Annotated in this window: 18 protein-coding genes; 9 read left to right on the top strand and 9 right to left on the bottom strand. The window is 69.9% G+C overall.

Features of this window, described 5'->3' with window-relative positions; genetic code table 11:
* Nucleotides 1-651: a TetR/AcrR family transcriptional regulator gene (locus tag ACIRRA_RS10910; RefSeq protein ID WP_402766055.1), complete on the bottom strand. Its 651-nt coding sequence runs from the start codon at nucleotides 649-651 to the stop codon at nucleotides 1-3.
* A gap of 119 nt (nucleotides 652-770) precedes the next feature.
* Between ACIRRA_RS10910 and ACIRRA_RS10905 the strand changes: the two genes are divergently transcribed.
* Nucleotides 771-1,532: a crotonase/enoyl-CoA hydratase family protein gene (locus ACIRRA_RS10905; RefSeq protein ID WP_402766052.1), complete on the top strand. Its 762-nt coding sequence runs from the start codon at nucleotides 771-773 to the stop codon at nucleotides 1,530-1,532.
* Between the two features lie 85 nt (nucleotides 1,533-1,617).
* Nucleotides 1,618-2,877 carry a hypothetical protein gene (locus ACIRRA_RS10900; RefSeq protein ID WP_402766050.1) on the top strand — a complete coding sequence of 420 codons (1,260 nt, stop codon included), beginning with the start codon at nucleotides 1,618-1,620 and terminating at the stop codon, nucleotides 2,875-2,877.
* 7 nt (nucleotides 2,878-2,884) lie between these two features.
* Here the strand turns inward: ACIRRA_RS10900 and ACIRRA_RS10895 are convergent, their stop codons facing one another.
* From ACIRRA_RS10895 to ACIRRA_RS10880, 4 genes are all read right to left on the bottom strand, one after another.
* Nucleotides 2,885-4,498, bottom strand: a complete 1,614-nt coding sequence (locus ACIRRA_RS10895; RefSeq protein ID WP_402766047.1) for a carboxylesterase/lipase family protein — start codon at nucleotides 4,496-4,498, stop codon at nucleotides 2,885-2,887.
* 118 nt (nucleotides 4,499-4,616) lie between these two features.
* Nucleotides 4,617-4,862 (bottom strand): DUF2630 family protein, encoded by a 246-nt coding sequence (locus ACIRRA_RS10890; RefSeq protein ID WP_354836333.1) that lies wholly within the window; start codon nucleotides 4,860-4,862, stop codon nucleotides 4,617-4,619.
* On the bottom strand, nucleotides 4,859-6,259 hold the full coding sequence (locus tag ACIRRA_RS10885; protein WP_402766044.1) for a PLP-dependent aminotransferase family protein: 1,401 nt from the start codon (nucleotides 6,257-6,259) through the stop codon (nucleotides 4,859-4,861). Before ACIRRA_RS10885 ends, ACIRRA_RS10890 begins: the two co-directional genes overlap by 4 nt.
* A gap of 64 nt (nucleotides 6,260-6,323) precedes the next feature.
* Nucleotides 6,324-7,019, bottom strand: a complete 696-nt coding sequence (locus ACIRRA_RS10880; RefSeq protein WP_402766041.1) for a DUF4184 family protein — start codon at nucleotides 7,017-7,019, stop codon at nucleotides 6,324-6,326.
* Between the two features lie 77 nt (nucleotides 7,020-7,096).
* Between ACIRRA_RS10880 and ACIRRA_RS10875 the strand changes: the two genes are divergently transcribed.
* Complete coding sequence (locus ACIRRA_RS10875) at nucleotides 7,097-7,786, top strand: pyridoxamine 5'-phosphate oxidase family protein (protein ID WP_402766038.1); 690 nt, start codon at nucleotides 7,097-7,099, stop codon at nucleotides 7,784-7,786.
* A 3-nt stretch (nucleotides 7,787-7,789) separates the two neighbouring features.
* Here ACIRRA_RS10875 and ACIRRA_RS10870 read toward each other — a convergent pair whose 3' ends face one another.
* Both ACIRRA_RS10870 and cobF read right to left on the bottom strand, forming a co-directional pair.
* Nucleotides 7,790-8,656: an Fpg/Nei family DNA glycosylase gene (locus tag ACIRRA_RS10870; protein ID WP_402766035.1), complete on the bottom strand. Its 867-nt coding sequence runs from the start codon at nucleotides 8,654-8,656 to the stop codon at nucleotides 7,790-7,792.
* A gap of 68 nt (nucleotides 8,657-8,724) precedes the next feature.
* On the bottom strand, nucleotides 8,725-9,498 hold the full coding sequence (gene cobF / locus ACIRRA_RS10865) for a precorrin-6A synthase (deacetylating) (protein WP_402766032.1): 774 nt from the start codon (nucleotides 9,496-9,498) through the stop codon (nucleotides 8,725-8,727).
* Between the two features lie 20 nt (nucleotides 9,499-9,518).
* On the opposite strand from cobF, the gene ACIRRA_RS10860 reads away from it, so the two are divergent.
* The 5 genes from ACIRRA_RS10860 to ACIRRA_RS10840 all read left to right on the top strand — a co-directional run bounded on the left by ACIRRA_RS10860 (nucleotide 9,519) and on the right by ACIRRA_RS10840 (nucleotide 13,329).
* Nucleotides 9,519-10,325, top strand: a complete 807-nt coding sequence (locus tag ACIRRA_RS10860) for a thymidylate synthase (RefSeq protein ID WP_402766029.1) — start codon at nucleotides 9,519-9,521, stop codon at nucleotides 10,323-10,325.
* An 88-nt stretch (nucleotides 10,326-10,413) separates the two neighbouring features.
* A complete protein-coding gene (locus tag ACIRRA_RS10855) occupies nucleotides 10,414-10,917 on the top strand; it encodes a dihydrofolate reductase (RefSeq protein WP_402766026.1) in 504 nt (167 codons plus the stop codon).
* A 105-nt stretch (nucleotides 10,918-11,022) separates the two neighbouring features.
* Entirely contained in the window at nucleotides 11,023-11,349 is a 327-nt protein-coding gene (locus tag ACIRRA_RS10850) for a cupin domain-containing protein (protein WP_402766023.1), read from the top strand.
* A gap of 62 nt (nucleotides 11,350-11,411) precedes the next feature.
* Entirely contained in the window at nucleotides 11,412-12,491 is a 1,080-nt protein-coding gene (locus ACIRRA_RS10845; protein WP_402766020.1) for a Dyp-type peroxidase, read from the top strand.
* 40 nt (nucleotides 12,492-12,531) lie between these two features.
* Nucleotides 12,532-13,329 carry a family 1 encapsulin nanocompartment shell protein gene (locus ACIRRA_RS10840; RefSeq protein ID WP_354836349.1) on the top strand — a complete coding sequence of 266 codons (798 nt, stop codon included), beginning with the start codon at nucleotides 12,532-12,534 and terminating at the stop codon, nucleotides 13,327-13,329.
* A 5-nt stretch (nucleotides 13,330-13,334) separates the two neighbouring features.
* Here ACIRRA_RS10840 and ACIRRA_RS10835 read toward each other — a convergent pair whose 3' ends face one another.
* Complete coding sequence (locus ACIRRA_RS10835; RefSeq protein ID WP_402766017.1) at nucleotides 13,335-14,336, bottom strand: GlxA family transcriptional regulator; 1,002 nt, start codon at nucleotides 14,334-14,336, stop codon at nucleotides 13,335-13,337.
* Between the two features lie 127 nt (nucleotides 14,337-14,463).
* Here ACIRRA_RS10835 and ACIRRA_RS10830 point away from each other — a divergent pair, with 127 nt between their 5' ends.
* Nucleotides 14,464-15,054, top strand: coding sequence for an isochorismatase family protein (locus ACIRRA_RS10830; RefSeq protein WP_402766014.1), 591 nt, complete (start codon nucleotides 14,464-14,466; stop codon nucleotides 15,052-15,054).
* A gap of 28 nt (nucleotides 15,055-15,082) precedes the next feature.
* Here the strand turns inward: ACIRRA_RS10830 and ACIRRA_RS10825 are convergent, their stop codons facing one another.
* Nucleotides 15,083-16,453 carry a serine hydrolase domain-containing protein gene (locus tag ACIRRA_RS10825; protein ID WP_402766011.1) on the bottom strand — a complete coding sequence of 457 codons (1,371 nt, stop codon included), beginning with the start codon at nucleotides 16,451-16,453 and terminating at the stop codon, nucleotides 15,083-15,085.
* Nucleotides 16,454-16,569: the final 116 nt, after the last annotated feature.

The raw sequence follows: 16,569 nt of genomic DNA, 5'->3' as shown, positions 1-16,569 counted from the left end.
CTATTCGTGTGGGACGCCGCGGGATTCGGGGTGGTCGCCGGAGGCGTCCGGCTGGACACCGAGGGCGCGCAGGGCGAAGGCGACCAGTTCCGGCAGCACCGATTCGCTCTGGAGTTGTTCGGAGAGCGGGCCTACGAGCACCTCGCCGATCGCCCCGACCAGCGCGGTCGCGGAGGTGCGCGGATCCTGCGGCGGCAGTTGACCGGTGGCGATGCCGTCGGAGATCGCGGACACGTAGGTCTCGGCGAAGGCCCTGCGGAAGCGCAGGCGTTCGGCGTCGACGGCGGTGTCCACGGGTTCGGCCAGCAGCACATAGGCGAGTTTGGGGTTCTTGAGGGCACGGCCGGCGAAGGTCTCGACGGCGGCGGTGACCCGGTCCGGGGCGGTGCGCCCCTCCCCCGCCGCGCCGGCCTCGGCGACGGCGTCGACCTCACGGGTGACGACCTCACGGAAGACGGCGGTGACGAGTTCGGCCTTGCCGCTGAAGTTCTTGTACACCGTCCCGGTGGCGACCCCGGCCTCGGCGGCGACCGCGGCCATGGACAGTCCGGCGAACCCGTCGCGGGACAGCACGGTCATGGCCGCCCGGACGATCGACCCCGCCTGAGCATCCAGGCGAGCCTGGACAGCGGGGGTTCTGCGATAGGCCACACAAGAAGTGAACCACCAATTCATTTCTTCGCGCAAGCCCACCCGTCGCCCACCACCACCCTCGACCGCGGCGCTCCGCGCCGCTGTGCAGAATCCACTTCCGGCGTACTGTCGGCCGCGTGACAGTACGAGTCGAGCGCAACGGCCCCGTCTACACCGTGATCCTGCACCGCCCCGAAGCCCGCAACGCGGTCGACGGCCCCACCGCGAAAGCCCTGGCCGACGCCTTCCGCGACTTCGACGCGGACCCCACCGCCGCGGTCGCCGTGCTGTGGGGCGACGGCGGCACCTTCTGCGCCGGCGCCGACCTCAAGGCGCTCGGCACCGAACGCTCCAACCAGGTCACCGAGGACGGCGACGGACCCATGGGCCCGACCCGCATGAAACTGTCCAAGCCCGTCATCGCCGCGGTCTCCGGGTACGCGGTCGCGGGCGGCATCGAGCTGGCGCTCTGGTGCGATCTGCGAATCGCGGAGCAGGACAGCACCTTCGGCGTGTTCTGCCGCCGCTGGGGTGTGCCGCTCATCGACGGCGGCACCGTGCGACTGCCCCGCATCATCGGCGAGGGCCGCGCCATGGACCTGATTCTCACCGGCCGGGCCGTCGGCGCCACCGAGGCGCTGCAGATCGGACTGGTCAACCGGGTGGTGCCGAACGGCGAATCCCGCCGCGCCGCCGAGGAACTCGCGCGCGAACTGGCCACGCTGCCGCAGACCTGCCTGCGCTCGGACCGCATGTCGGTGCTGGAGCAGAACGGCCTGGAGGAGTCCGAGGCCATCGCCAACGAGCTGCGCCACGGCATGAAGGCCCTGATGGACGGTGCACTGGACGGGGCGCAGCGCTTCGCCTCGGGCGAGGGCCGCCACGGTCGCCCGGCCTGATCGGACCCGGGGTCGACCGGTCGCGCGAAAGCCCCGAATACGCGCGGCAGCACACCATGGAACCGATCGGTACGCTAGCCGTTCGATGGATCGGCTGAGCGTGCTGGACGAGATCTTCCTGCGGTCGCATCGGGGCATGGGCACCCCGATCGTCCTGCAGGGACTCTGGCGTACCGCCGAACCGGTGCATCCGGCCCTGCTCTGGCGGGTGCACCGCGATCTACGCACCGGGCCGCTCGGCCGCCGGGTGGTGCGCTCACGGGTGCCCGGGGCGCGGCCACGCTGGCAGCCGAACGAGACCGCATACCCGTTCACCATGACGCCGGAGCCGATTCCGCGCGCGGCCGCACTGGATTGGGCCGACCGCCAGGGCGCGGACCTCGATCCCGAGGCCGGGCCGGGCTGGCGGCTGTCGGCGGCGCGGCTGGACGACGGCGGCTGCCTGGTCGCGCTGACCTGTTCGCATGCGTTGGCCGACGGCCGCGCGCTGACCCTGGCCATCGACAACGCACTGTCCGGTGTCCCGCTCGCGGCACCCCTTGCGGGGCATTCGGATTGGGCCGACGCCCGGCGCATGTGGGCCACCGTCCTGGGTGGGACCGCCCGCGCGCTGCGGCGCGGCATTCCCGAACGCCCGGCCGCACCCGAATCTCGGAAGGTGTTGCCGGGCAACGAGAATGCCTTGGCAAGACCCGGAACGTCCACCACCTGCGGGACGGTGCTCGAGATCCCTGCCCGGGACTGGAACCGCGTCGCCGTCGCGCACGCGGGCACCGCCAACAGCCTGTTCGTCCATCTGATCGCGAAGATGCTGTGGTCCAGCGGTTTTCCCGCCGACACCATCGCCGCCAGCCTCCCGGTCGACACCCGCGACGAACCGCGCGTGGACAACGACATGTCCATGACCGAGGTCGCCATCACCCGTGACGACACCCCGGCGACCCTGCGCCGCAAGGCCCGTGCGGCCTACGAGCACCGCATGACCAGTCCGGGCGCCATCCCCGAGGAGATCCTCCAGGTCCTGCCCGACCGGTGCGCGTATCGGCTGGCGAGGGGCGCGGGCGAGCGAGACGTCCTGTGCTCCAATATCGGCAACCTGCCCGAGTCGCTGCTGGCGCTGGGCCCGCACTCCTGCACCGGGGTGGCGGCCCGCGCCATCCACCCCGGGCTCCGGCCCGATGCTCTGCCCCGAACCCGGCTCTCGGGGTACCTGACCCGGATCGCCGACACCTACACGCTGTCGCTGATCGGCCTGGATCCGGACGCCATCCCGACCGGGGACGCGCTCACCGCGCTGGCCGAGACGGAACTGTCCGCACTCGGCCTGCCCTGCTCGACGTGGTGACCGCCGCTCAGGTGAGGGCGGGAATCCGAACTCCCTGCCACGCCAGGCGTTTGGTGCGGTCCGGGTCGAGTTCGACGCGGCCGGGCGAATCGATGATCAGCGTCGCGCGCTGTTCCTCGGTGTAGGCGGGCCAGGCCGGCAGCGGAGTTCCGGTGCGGGCGAAGGCCAGCCAGTTGTCCTGGAACTGGCTCGACACCTCACGAAAGGCGCGGTGGCCACCGAGCGCGGTCATGGCGCGGCCGAAGGACGAATCGACCGCACCGAAGACGGGGATCAGATCCAGGGCGTGCGTGGCGCCGAAACCGCTCAAATGGATTGCGCGCGGGGCGAAGTCGTAGCGGTACGCGTAGGTCGGCGCGTAGCGGCTGTGCGCCTCCATGACGCGGACCGAGGGCCGCCAGAAGGTGAAGTCGCCGCCCATCCGGACGGTGGCCTTCTTGCCCGGAAAACCGGGATAGGCCGCGGTGACCCGGGATTCGACGGCCGCACCGAACTCGGACAGCGTCTCGTGCAGCCGCTCCTGCGAGGTCGGCATGGACTGGCCGAGTTTGGTGAAGATGGGGCTGTCGTCGCCCTCGTCGAGGGCCTGGTCCACGTGGCGCAACAGCCAGCGCATGCGATCGGGGGTGGTGGGCAGGGTGTCGTCGAAGCGCACGAACAGGGTGGCCTCGTCCCGGTTGGTCCCGATGATGAGCGGCACCCGGTGCGCGGTGCCATTGGCGAAGGCTGCCAGCGGTGCGGCGGGCAGGAATTCGCCGTCCACCACCGGGGCCACCGGGAACAGGCCCGGCTGCTGGTGCATGATCCGGGCGACCGTGTGATCGACGGCCTTGCGGATGTCGTTCGCACCGGCGATGCGCAGTTCCTTGGCGGCATCCCCGGGGGCGATGCCGAGGTCGTCGAGGCAGCGCCGGGCGAACAGCCGGGCCTCGGCCTGGCTCGGGGCCCAGTCCGCGGGCGCGCTCTGGGCGATGCCGCGGTGGAACAGCCCGGCCGCGGCGGGGGTGGCCATGAGGGCCAGCACCGCGTGCGCCCCTGCCGATTCGCCGAAGATGGTGACATTGTTCGGGTCGCCGCCGAACGCGGCGATATTGCGCTGTACCCATTCCAGCGCCGCGACCTGATCGCGCAGGCCCAGGTTGGAATCGAATCGGCTGTCGGGCGTGGAGTATTCACCGAAGTCGACGTAGCCGAAGGCGCCGAGCCGGTAGTTGACCGACACCACGACGGCATCACCACGGACCGCCAGCCGGGCGCCGGAGTACAGCCGCAGCGCGGAGGTTCCGATCATGTAGCCGCCGCCATGGATGAACATCATGACCGGGCGGGGCGTGGCCGCAGGCGCGTTCGGCGCGGTCACGTTCAGCGTGAGGCAATCCTCGCCGGTCGGCTGCGCCTGCCGCGGCCCGATCCGCGCACCGTCGCGATGTTGCATTGCGGCATAACCGAAGTCGGTGGCGTCGCGCACCCAACTCCACGGTTGCACCGGCTGCGGCGCCCGGAAACGGAACTCTCCGACCGGAGCCGCCGCGAAAGGAATGGACCGCCAGCGTGAAACGCGGCGGCCCCGGAGTCCGCGAACCGTACCGTCCGCGGTCGTGATGTCTGTCGTTGCCACCATTCACAAAGGGTAGACCCAACTCTCGGGGGCTCCCAGGGACTCGGACCATGGACACCGAAGGTGGCGGGAACGGCCGACCCGCCGGGCGGGGCGGAACGGCCGGACGGCGGATGGGCGATTACTGCAGGTAGCCCTCGACCTGGCGGGCGGGGTTGACCTGGGCCTCGTCGGGGTTGCGCCCCTGGTCCATGCGGGCGCGGCGCTGACGCAGCAGGTCCCAGCACTGGTCGAGCTGCACCTCGATCTCGGCCAGCTGGCGGCGCTCGGCCTCCGGATCGAGTTCGCCACCGGTGGTCTTGGCGCGCAGCTCGTGCTCACGATCCACGAGTTCCTTGATGCGCGCGTGGATGTCCTTTTCGGTCATGCGGACCACTCTACGACCCGGCCCAGCGCCGCCCCGGCCGACCGGACCGCGCCCGGGAGCTCCGCCGCAGGTAGCGCGGCATATCCGAGGGCGATGCCGAAGGTGTGCCGGGCGCCCAGATGGTGGCGGGCCAGCGCGTCGAGGTGGACGCCGCGCTCGCGGGCGGCGGCCACCGCGCGGTCCTCCTGCTCCGGGGTGGCGAGTGGGACGAAGACGTGTGATCCGGCGTCGTCGCCACGCACGTCCAGGCCGCGGCCGCGCAGCTCGTCCACCACCAGGGCGCGGCGGGCCGGCATATCGCGGCGCAGGCGGCGCAGATGGCGGGCCAGGTCACCGTGCCGGGCCAGTTCGGCCACCACCTGCTGACCCGCCGGGGCCGGGCCGGTGCCGGTGAGTTCGCGATGGGCGAGCACCGCCGCGGCGATCGCCGGATCCGCCACCAGCCAGCCGATGCCGAGGGTGGGCGTGAGGATCTTGCTGGTGGTGCCCAGATGCACGACCACATCGGGGGCAAGGGTGGCCAGCAGCGGTAGCGGCGCGGTGTCGTACCGCAATTCGCCGTCGTAGTCGTCCTCGACCACGAGTGCGCCGGTGCGGCGGGCGAATTCGATGAGCTCGACCCTGCGGGCGGCGGGCATGCGCGCGCCGAGCGGAAACTGGTGCGCGGGAGTGCAATACACCAGGCCGGCGTCCTCGGGCAGCAGCTCGACCCGCAGGCCCTCGGCGTCCACCGGCACCGGGACCGGCCGCATGCCCGCCGCCCGGAACGCCCCGGCCGCCCGCTGATAGCCGGGATCCTCGATGGCCACCACGTCGCCGGGTCGCAGCAGCGCCGCCGCGAGTTCGCCTGCGGCCGCGCTGGTTCCGGCGGTGGCCAGCACCGTGGTTCCGCTGCCCGCGCCCAGCCCGCGATGCCGCAGCAGGTGTTCGGCGACGGCCTCCCGATAGTCGGTCTCCCCGCGCCGGTCCTTGCGGATCAACGGCATTCGATCCGAGGCGGCCCGCCACGCCCGCCGCCAGGCGGCCGGGTCGATGGCCTCGATGGACGGCGCGCCCGCGCCGAGATCCAGCAGTCCCGCCAGCGGATCGGGCCGTTCGGGCCCGCCGGTCTGCACGCCCACCGGTGCGGGCGCGGCCGTGAGGTAGGTGCCCGAGCCGTGCCGCCCGTCCAGCCAGCCCTCGGCGTGCAACTGGTCGTAGGCGGCGGTGACGACGGTCCGGCTCACCCCGAGCCGATTGGCCAGCTCGCGGGAGGAAGGCAGCCGGTCACCGCCGCGCAACGCGCCGGTGGTCGCGGCCCGGCGCAGTCCGTCGGCCACCTGAACGGCCAGCGGCACGCCGCTGTCCCGTTCGACGATGAACGGCAAATCGTCGTCGACCAGCCGATTCGCCCGCAAGTGGCCTCCTGATCATTCGACAACTGGTCGATATCAGAATGCCACTGCGTGCACGACAGTGCGCTCAGCGAAGTCCCCCGACGGCCGCAGCTACCGTGGAGCCGAGGGCATACACCACGAAACCCGTCGCGGCGCTGGTGATTGCGTAGACCAGCATGTGCCGCACGCAGTCGTAGAGGCTGACGTGCGCCACCGGATCGGTTCGGGCGATGAGACCGGCGAGCACCGCCACCGCGAGCAATGCCGCCAGCACCGGGGCGCGCCGGGGATCCGGCGCCACCGGCCGGGCTCGCCGGTACCAGGTGGCGAAACAGCCTGCGAGCAGCAGCATTCCGCCTATCGAGGAGATGTACCCGATCACGTTGTACACCCGATGCGGTCCGATCACGGACTCCCGCAACACGTCCCAGTGGCGCACGGCGGGACCGTCGGTGTGGGTGAAGGCATCCCAGGCGAGGTGGGTGAGGGCCCCGATGAGCAGTGCCACCACGGCCGTCACCGGCCCCGGCCTGCTCGCGGTGATCTCCTTGCCGATCATGCCCGAGACGGTGCCGCGCAGCGCCCACCCGATGGCCACCAGGATCGCGCCCAGCAGCACGTCCACCGGGAGTCCCCGCAGCGAGTGCGTCAGCTCACCATCCACACCGATCCACAGGTAGTACGGAATGTCGGGCGCGATGCTGCCCGCGACGAGTCCCGGAAACCACAGCACCCGCCGCATGGGCAGCACGGCAGCCGGATGCGCGAGCGTGAACGGCACGGATCCCCCAAGTGGTCTGTAGATCTTGCGGAGAATTGGCTATTCAGGAATGCCATTTCCCCCTCGAAACTGATCATATGAGTGAGACAGCTTCGGCCCGGACCCCATTGTCACCCACCCCGCGCAGCAGCCTCACCCGGTCCAAGGAGCGGGGCCGCACCGACCGCGCCGAACTGGACGCGGTCCTCGACGCCGGGCTCATCTGCCACCTGGGCGTGATCCTGAAGGGCAGCCCGGTGGTCATCCCCACCATCTACGGCCGCGACGGCGACACGCTGTACCTGCACGGCTCCACCGGCTCGGGCAATATGCGGGCCGCCATGACCGGCGACGTCTCGCTGACCGTGACGCACGTGGACGGCATCGTCTACGCCCGCTCCGCCATGCACTTCTCCATGAACTACCGCTCGGCGGTCATCCACGCCCAGCCGGTCGAGCTGACCGACCCGGACGAGCGCATACACGCGCTGCACGTCATCGTCGAACAGGCCGCACCCGGCGCGTGGGACGCGGTCCGCTCGCCGAACGAGAAGGAGATGGCCGCGACCATGGTCCTGGCCCTCGACCTCACCGAGGCCTCGGTCAAGGTCCGCACCGGCGGCCCGCGCGACGAGCAGGCCGATATCGATACCGGTGGCGTCTGGGCCGGCGTCCTGCCGCTGCGGCAGGTCTTCGACGCCCCGATCCCGGCCGCGGATCTGGAAGCGGGAGTGGAGATTCCGGCGCATGTGCTGGATCGCCGCACCGATGCGGAGGCCGGGGTCTAGGGCCTACTTCAGCAGCCGGGACATGCGGCGATCGGCCAGGATCTTGCCGCCGGTCTGGCAGGTCGGGCAGTACTGGAACGACTTGTCCGCGTAGGAGACCTCGCGGACGGTGTCGCCGCACACCGGGCACGGCAGGCCGGTGCGGGCGTGCACTTGGAAACCGGACCGCTTCTCGCCCTTGAGGCGGGCGGCGTCCTGGCCCACCGAGCGCAGGATGGCGCCGGACAGCGTGGCGCGCATGGCCGCATGCAGGCGCGCCACCTGTTCAGCGTCCAGCGTGCCGGAGGTGGCGAACGGCGAAAGCTTTGCCGTGTGCAGGATTTCGTCGGAGTAGGCATTGCCGATGCCGGCCAGCAGGCTCTGATCGGTGAGCGCGTTCTTCACGCGCTGCGAGGTGCCGCGCAGGATCTCGGCGAATTCCGGTTCGCTCACGGCCAGGGCGTCGGGCCCCAGCCGCGCGATGCCGGGCACCGAGAGCGGATCGCCGGTAACCCACACGGCCAGCCGCTTCTTGGTGCCGGCCTCGGTGAGATCGAAGGCGGGAGTGGCGCCCTCGGGTGTGAAGAAGTGCACGCGCAGGGCCAGCGGCCCCTTGCCGGGCTTGGGCGGATTGGCGCCGGGCTCGTCGATCCACCGCAGCCAGCCGCCGCGGGACAGGTGCGTGATCAACCACAGCCCGTCGCAATCCAATCCGAGGTGCTTGCCCCAGTGCCCCACCCCGGTCACGTCCCGCCCCGAGAGCGCGGTCACCGGCGGATCGAAGGTCTTCAGCACGCTCAGCGCCGCCACGTCGACCCGCCCGACCACCGCCCCCACCGCATGCTCGGCCAGGAACTGCTCGAGCGCCACAATCTCCGGTAGTTCGGGCAACGGATCTCCTCCAATGGGCGACCATCTCCGTCGTCCACCCTAACCGCACACCCCGACACCCGGCCGGTTCAGCGCGCGGCGCCCGCCTGCCGCAGCAGGTAGATGTCCATGATCCAGCCCTTGGCCGCGCGCAGGGCCGCACGCCGGCGGACGATGCGGCCCTCGACCACGCGCAGCGGACCCTCGACGATCACCTCGTCGGGCATGCCCAGGTACGCGCCCCACCAGATGTAGACATCGTCGCCCGGCACCTGCGCGAACGAACACTCACCGTCCAGCATCACCAGCGTGGACTGCCCCGGGACCAGCCCCTCCTCCCGCAGCCGCCGCCCGGTGGTGATGTGCAGCGGCTCGCCGATCTCGTGCAGCACGATGCGGTGCGCGGCGGCCAGCGCCTGCGCGCTGGTGACTCCCGGAATCACCTCGAACTCGAACTGGATGCGCTCGCGTTCGAGCACCCGCTCCACGATGCGCAGCGTGCTGTCGTACAGCGACGGGTCGCCCCACACGAGAATGCCGCCCACACCGTCGGTTTCGGCGAAGGCCCGCTCCAGCAGCTCGGCCCGCGCCTCGTGCCAGTCCGCGACCGCGCCCTGGTAGACGACGTCCGCGCCGCTGACGGGCACGCCCCGGTCGCGCGGCGGGTCGATGATCTCTACTATCGAGTGCGGCTGGCGCGCGTACTCGGCCAGGATGGCCGAACGCACATCTGTGAGTTCCTGCTTCTCGCCCCCCTTGCCGATGAGAAAAAACACGTTTACCTGGCACATGGCCTTGATGGCCTGCACCGTCACCTGGTCCGGGTCCCCCGCCCCGATTCCGATCACAAACAACTTCCGCACGGTGCGTAAGCTTGCCAGGCGTGGAGAGCGCCCGAGATACCCAGTACGAGGACCTGCTCCGACTGGTGCTGGAGTCCGGCACCCCCAAGGCGGACCGGACCGGAACCGGCACCCGCAGCATTTTCGGGCACCAGCTGCGCTACGACCTGTCGCAGGGCTTTCCACTGATCACCACCAAGAAGGTGCACCTCAAGTCGATCGTCTACGAGTTGTTGTGGTTCCTGCGCGGTGACTCCAATGTGCGGTGGCTACGGGAGCACGGCGTCACCATCTGGGACGAATGGGCCAACGCGCAGGGCGAATTGGGCCCGGTCTACGGCGTGCAGTGGCGGTCCTGGCCGACCCCGGACGGCACCCACATCGATCAGATCTCGCAGGTGCTGCAGACGCTGCGCACCGATCCGGATTCGCGGCGCATCATCGTCTCGGCGTGGAACGTGGCCGAGCTGAACAAAATGGCGCTGGCCCCCTGCCACGCCTTCTTCCAGTTCTACGTGGCCGACGGCAGGCTGTCGTGCCAGCTGTATCAGCGCAGCGCGGATCTGTTCCTGGGCGTGCCGTTCAATATCGCCAGCTACGCGCTGCTGACCCACATGGTGGCCCAGCAGACCGAGCTGCTGCCCGGCGACTTCATCTGGACCGGTGGCGATGTGCACATCTACGACAATCACGTGGCCCAGGTGCGCGAGCAGCTGACCCGCGAGCCGTACCCGTTCCCGCAGCTGCACCTGCGGCCCGCGCCCACGCTGTTCGACTACGCGTACGAGGACGTGGAAATCCAGGGCTACCACCATCATCCGGCCATCAAGGCGCCGGTGGCGGTATGAGTGGTCAGGGCCGGAGGCGCCGCTCCGCCTCCCTGCGCTTGCGGAGCCTAACCATGGAGGCCCCCGGCTCGTACCTGGTGGGCACAGCGTGAACCGGACCATCGGGCTGATCTGGGCCCAGACGCCGGAGGGAATCATCGGGCGGGACAACACGATTCCGTGGCGCGTGCCGGAGGACATGGCGCACTTCAAGGACGTCACCTTCGGGCATCCGGTGATCATGGGCCGCAAGACCTGGGATTCGCTGCCGGTGCGCTTCCGGCCGCTCGACGGTCGCCGCAATATCGTCGTGACCCGGCAGGCGGACTGGTCCGAGGCCGGGGCGGAGCGGGCGGGCTCGCTGTCCGAGGCCCTGCACATGACCGGCGAGAAGTCGGTGTGGATCATGGGTGGCGGCGAGATCTACCGTGCCGCAATGCCTTTCGCGACTGAGCTGATGGTCACCGAGATCGACGCGGACATCGCCGGCGACACCCTGGCCCCGGCCATCGATCGCGCGTGGCAGACCGATGCCGCCGACTGGCGCGAGTCCTCGACGGGTCTGCGGTATCGCTTCCGCCGTTATCGCCGCGTCTCCCAGGGCTCGCGGTAACGCCTGCATTCCTGGTCCGGCAATTCCTGCACACACCGCCTCGAAACCGCCGATCGTCCCGGCTGCGTCCGGCATACTCAGCGATATTCCGGCGAAAGGCAGTCCATGGACAAGAAATCGCTGACCGCGGTTGCCCGCCAGCAACTGAAGCTGGCGGCCAGCGCCTCGAGCGGGCGCAGTTCGTTGACCATCTATGGCGGCCACACCCACAGCCTGCGCCAGACGGTCATCGCGATGACTGCCGGACAGACGCTGGCCGAGCATGAGAATCCGGGCGAGGCGACCCTCGTGGTGCTGAGCGGGGTGCTGGTGGTGATCAGCGGCACCAACGAGTGGAAGGGCTCGGCGGGTGACCTGATTGTGATCCCCAACGCCCGCCACAGCGTGAAAGCCGTCGATGACGTGGCATTTCTGCTGACCGTCGCCAAGTAGTCCGGGGGACGCGGGCATACCGGACGGGTCGGCGGTCGACCGCACCGCATAAGGTGGTGCCCATGGGTGAGCCACAGCCGATCCTCGACCCGCTCACACCGGCCGCGATCTTCCTCGTCGTCACCATCGACGAGGGTGGCGAGACGGTGGCGCGGGATTTGCTCGCAGATCTGCCCGGGTTGCGGCGCTCCGTCGGATTCCGGGTGCCCGGATCCGGCCTCGCGTGCATCGCCAGCATCGGGTCCGCCGCCTGGGACCGCCTGTTCTCCGGGCCGAAACCCGCACAGCTGCACGAGTTCCCGGGTTTCATCGGTGAGCGGCACCAGGCCCCGGTCACACCGGGCGACCTGCTGTTCCACCTCAAGGCCGAGACCCAGGACGCCTGTTTCGAATTGGCGATGAAGATCGCCGAGCGGCTGTCCGGCGCGGCCACCATCGTGGATCAGACGGTCGGCTTCCGCTATTTCGAGCAGCGTGATCTGCTCGGATTCGTGGACGGCACCGAGAATCCGGAGGGACAGCTCGCCGCCACCGCCGCGCTGGTCGGCGACGAGGATCCCGAATTCGAAGGTGGCAGTTACGTCATCGTGCAGAAGTACCTGCACGATCTGGGCTCGTGGAAGGCGCTGTCGACCACCGAGCAGGAAAAGGTCATCGGGCGAACGAAACTCGACGACTTCGAACTGTCCGACGCCGACAAGCCCGCGAATTCGCATGTGGCCGTGAACGACCAGGACGAGATCGGCAATATCGTGCGCGCCAATATGCCGTTCGGCTCGGTCCAGGACGGCGAATTCGGCACCTATTACATCGCCTACGCCGACGACCCGGCCATCACCGAGAACATGCTGGTCCGCATGTTCCTGGGCACCGCCGACGCCGCCTACGACCGCATCCTGGACTTCTCCACCGCCGTCACCGGCACCTCGTTCTTCGCGCCGCCCGCGGGGTTCTTCGACGCGCTGCCGGACGCACCCGCCGCGTCCGCGGCCCGGCTCGATTCTGGACTGACGGAGCGGGGGAGCGAAGCGGAGGAGCGGAGGAGGGAAGAATCGAGCTTGCAGGGCCGCGGACAGCCGGAGCGAAGCGGAGGCAAATTGGACACAACATCTCTCGGTATCGGGGCGCTACGCAATCGTTGAACCGCCGCTACGGAATCGTTGAACCGAACGGAGCTGACGCATGAACAACCTGCATCGCGAACTCGCGCCCATCACCTCGGAGGCCTGGTCGGCCATCGAGGAGGAGGCGACGCGAACCTTCAAGCGGCACATCGCCGGTCGCCGCGTGGTCGATCTGTCCGGACCGCACGGCACCGACTACTCCGCCGCCGGACTGGGCCGCACCTCCACCATCACCTCCCCCGGTGACGGTGTGCAGGCCCGCCAGCGCGTGGTGCTGCCGCTGGTGGAGCTGCGGGTACCGTTCACGCTCTCCCGTGAGGAGCTGGACAATATCGAGCGCGGCGCGCACGACGCCGATCTGGATCCGGTGAAGACGGCGGCCAAGAAGATCGCCTTCGCCGAGGACCGCGCCATTTTCGAGGGCTATCCGGCGGCCGGGATCATCGGCGTCCGGGCCTCCACCTCGTGCGAGCCGGTGAAGCTGCCCGGCGACCCGCGCCTGGCCCCGGAGGCGGTGGCGCAGGCGCTGAGCAAGCTGCGGCTGGCGGGTGTGGACGGGCCGTACTCGGTGCTGCTGTCGGCGGATCTGTACACCGCGGTGAGCGAGACCTCCGATCACGGGCACCCGATCCGCACCCATATCGAGCGACTGATCGACGGTGACATCATCTGGGCGCCGGCCATCGACGGCGCGTTCGTCCTGTCCACGCGCGGTGGCGATTTCGATCTGCAGATCGGCCAGGATCTGTCCATCGGCTATCTCTCGCACGATGCCGAGACGGTGCAGCTGTACTTCCAGGAGAGCCTGACGTTCCTGGTGTACACGGCCGAGGCGGCGGTCCCGCTCGAGGCCTGACCAGGTTATTCGAGGCGAGACCAGGTGAGCCGGAAGCGGTTTCGATACTCCGTCGGCGTGGTGTCCAGTACGCGCCGGAAGGCCCGGGTGAGGGTGTCGGTGGTGTTGAAACCGCTCAGGGTCGCCACCCGTTCGAGTGTGTGGTCGGTCGTCTCGAGCTGATTGCGCGCGAATTCGACTCGGGCGGACTCGATATAGGCCGCCGGGGTGGCGCCGAGATCGGTCTTGAAGATGCGGGTCAGCTGCCGTTCGCTGACATGGGCCTGCGCGGCCAGATCCGCGACCGTCAGCGGCTCGGCGAGATGCCGGGCGATGTAGTGCCGCAGGTCGTCGATCCGGCGCGTGGTCGAGATGGGTTCGAGTGACACGCTGAACTGGCTCTGCCCGCCGGGCCTTTTCAGGAACATGACCAGCTGCCGCGCCACGCGCAGTGCGAGGGCGTCGCCGAAATCGTCGGCGACCAGTGCGAGGGACAGGTCCAGGCAGGCGGTGAGTCCCGCACCGGTCCAGACGTTCTGGTCGCGAATGAAGATCGGATCGGCGTCCACGGTGATGGCCGGGTGCTCCGCCGCGAGCTGCTGTGCGGTGGACCAGTGGGTGGTGGCGCGCTTGCCGTCCAGCAGCCCGGCGTCGGCGAGAATGTGCGCTCCCACGCAGACCGAGGCGACGCGGCGGCTGCTGGCGGCCAGCTTCGCCACCCACGCCACCACCCGCGGGTCGCTGAGCGCGCGCACCCGGCCGGCGCCGTCCACCTCGACCGAGCCGGGCACCACCAGCGTGTCGATCGCGCGCCCGGCGAGGTCGGCGAAGGTGATGTCGGGCAGCACTCGGACTCCGGCGGAGGTGGTAACGGGGTCGAGGGTCTCGGCGGCCAGCGCCACCTGATACCCGGTGTCCCCGTTCATCTCTCGCTGGAGCAGCGCGAAAACCTCGGGCGGCCCGGTCACATCCAGCAGATCGACCCGGTCGAACAGCACGATGACGACGAATCTCGCAGGTGCGTTCATCGTTCCTCCACCCTCGCCATGTCCGAATCTGCAGGCTACATGACATTTCCGACGCGCCTGCCGGCTCATAGCGTGGAAAACGTCCACCGCACCGGGCGGTCCGGACGCGCGACCCAGGAGGATCTCCATGCCCGCACAGACCCTGCGTGACCTCGGCGGCTTCGATCAGACCCCGGCCACCCTGGCCGACGCGACCCTGATCCTCGTCGACTACCAGAACACCTACACCCGCGGCGCGATGGAGCTGACCGGCTGGCGGCCCGCCCTCGACGCCGCCGCCGACCTGCTGGCCCGCGCCCGCCGGGCCGGCTCCGCGATCATCCACATCGTCAACGACGGCGGCCCCGGCACCCCCTACGACATCACCGCCGACATCGGCGCGATCCACCCCGCCGTGGCCCCGGCCGCCGGCGAACCCGTTGTCGTCAAACAGGTTCCGAACGCCTTCCACGACACCGACCTGGTCGCCCACGTGGACGCCGCGGGCAACGAGAACCTGATCATCGCCGGCTTCATGACCCACATGTGCGTCACCTTCACCACCGAGGGCGCCTTCCTGCGCGGCAACCACGCCACCGTCGTGGCCGACGCCTGTGCCACCCGCCCCCTGAAATCGGCCGTCGGCGAGGTGACCGCCGCACAGCTGCACGACAGCGCCCTGGCCACAATCGCCGACCTCTACGGTGTCGTCGTGGCCTCCGCCGCCGAGCTGAACTGATCCTCGGGCCGGCCGGGTACAGCGAGCGTCAGGGCTGGCGGGGCATCGCGCGGCTGGTGTGCAGGTAGCGGGCAGCCGGGCCACCGTCGCCGTTGATCAGACCGTAGACGGCGTGGCGGCCACGGACAGGGCGCGCGGCGATCAGAGCGTCGGAGCGTAGGTGCAGAAGTTCCATGCGGTCCGGGGCGGAGACCAGGCCGGCTTCCGCCGTCAGGGGAATCGTGGACAGCCAGGCCCGGCCGTCGGGGCCGACATCGATGACGTGCTCGTACATGACCGAGCGGTAACGCCCGCCGACCCGCGCCGCATCCACCGGTTCGGGCCGAGCAGGCGGCACGGGCCGGGCGGGCAATCGGATACCCGCGTGCACCCACAGGAGGTCTCCGACGACATCCTGGTAGAGCGCGAACGCGTCACCTCCGTTGGCCAGCAAGGCGATTGCGACGTCTGCGGCGGGCGCGATGCGCAGGAAAGCGTTCTGGCCGATGGTGCTGCCGTCGTGCCCGAACAATCCGGTTCCGGCGGGATCGAACAGCTGCCAGCCCAGACCCCAGTGGGTGCCGTAGCCGATATCGGGCACCTCGACGTGTGGCCGGGTCATCGCCTGTACCGCGGTCTCGGAGAGCACGGGGACGCCCTCCACCGTGCGACCGCCGGTCAGGTGCAGCCGGGCGAATCCCAGCAGATCGCGCGCGGACATCGCCAGCCGCGCCCCGGCCGGAGCGTTGGAGGCCGGGAGCGCCCAAACCGGCGCGGGTTCCGGGCCGACCCCCGGCGCGGATTCGATATGCCCTACCGCGGCGCGGAACAGGATGGCCTCGTCGGCGTCGGTGGCCACCCGGGTCAGCCCGAGCGGGGTCACCAGCCGCTCCCGCAGCACCGCGTCGAAAGGCTTGCCGCGCAACACTTCCAGTATTCGGCCGAGTAGCACGTATCCGCTGTTGCAGTAGGAGAACATGACGCCGGGCGGGTGCACCTGCCCGGCGTCCGCGATGGCGGGCACGAACTTCTCCACCGCGTCCGCGCCGCGCCCGGTGTCGAGGAACAGGTCGCCGTCGATGCCCGAGGTGTGGCCGAGCAGCTGCCGGAGGGTGATGGCCGCCGCGGCCGCTTCGTCGCGCACCCGGAACTCGGGCAGGTACCGGCGCACCGGGGCGTCGAGCTCGATCAGCCCCTCGTCGGCGAGCTGCATGATGAGCGTCGCGGTCCACGCCTTGGTGACCGAGCCGATCTGGAACACCGAATCCGTGGTCGCCGCAACACCTGTCACGGTGTTCAGCACCCCGGCCGCCGCGGCCGTGATCTCGCCGCCGACCAGCACCGCGACTTGCGCGCCGGGGACTCCGTGCTCCTCGATCGAGTCGGCCAGTCGGCGCGCGAGGTCGACGGCGTGCGGCATGAGTCGCTCCTTCGGGTGATGCGGGACCACCGGTTACCGGTGAGCGGTAGTAGAGGCACGGTAGGTCGCCAAGGGCGTCGATGTCGAGATCGGCTGGGAATCGGCCGGTTTCGGCC

The sequence above is a fragment of the Nocardia sp. NPDC101769 genome, assembly GCF_044766925.1.
Lineage (GTDB): Bacteria > Actinomycetota > Actinomycetes > Mycobacteriales > Mycobacteriaceae > Nocardia.
Note: the sequence above shows the minus strand (reverse complement) of the source record. Positions and strands in the feature narration are given on the sequence as shown.

Bases quoted from the DNA above. Each gene is read 5' to 3' on its own strand.
- ACIRRA_RS10900 (WP_402766050.1), top strand. From the start codon at position 1,618: ATGGATCGGCTGAGCGTGCTGGACGAGATCTTCCTGCGGTCGCATCGG.
- ACIRRA_RS10875 (WP_402766038.1), top strand. From the start codon at position 7,097: ATGAGTGAGACAGCTTCGGCCCGGACCCCATTGTCACCCACCCCGCGC.
- ACIRRA_RS10850 (WP_402766023.1), top strand. From the start codon at position 11,023: ATGGACAAGAAATCGCTGACCGCGGTTGCCCGCCAGCAACTGAAGCTG.
- ACIRRA_RS10845 (WP_402766020.1), top strand. From the start codon at position 11,412: ATGGGTGAGCCACAGCCGATCCTCGACCCGCTCACACCGGCCGCGATC.
- ACIRRA_RS10830 (WP_402766014.1), top strand. From the start codon at position 14,464: ATGCCCGCACAGACCCTGCGTGACCTCGGCGGCTTCGATCAGACCCCG.
- ACIRRA_RS10890 (WP_354836333.1), bottom strand. From the start codon at position 4,862: ATGACCGAAAAGGACATCCACGCGCGCATCAAGGAACTCGTGGATCGT.
- ACIRRA_RS10825 (WP_402766011.1), bottom strand. From the start codon at position 16,453: ATGCCGCACGCCGTCGACCTCGCGCGCCGACTGGCCGACTCGATCGAG.
- ACIRRA_RS10840 (WP_354836349.1), top strand. From the start codon at position 12,532: ATGAACAACCTGCATCGCGAACTCGCGCCCATCACCTCGGAGGCCTGG.
- ACIRRA_RS10895 (WP_402766047.1), bottom strand. From the start codon at position 4,498: ATGGTGGCAACGACAGACATCACGACCGCGGACGGTACGGTTCGCGGA.
- ACIRRA_RS10835 (WP_402766017.1), bottom strand. From the start codon at position 14,336: ATGAACGCACCTGCGAGATTCGTCGTCATCGTGCTGTTCGACCGGGTC.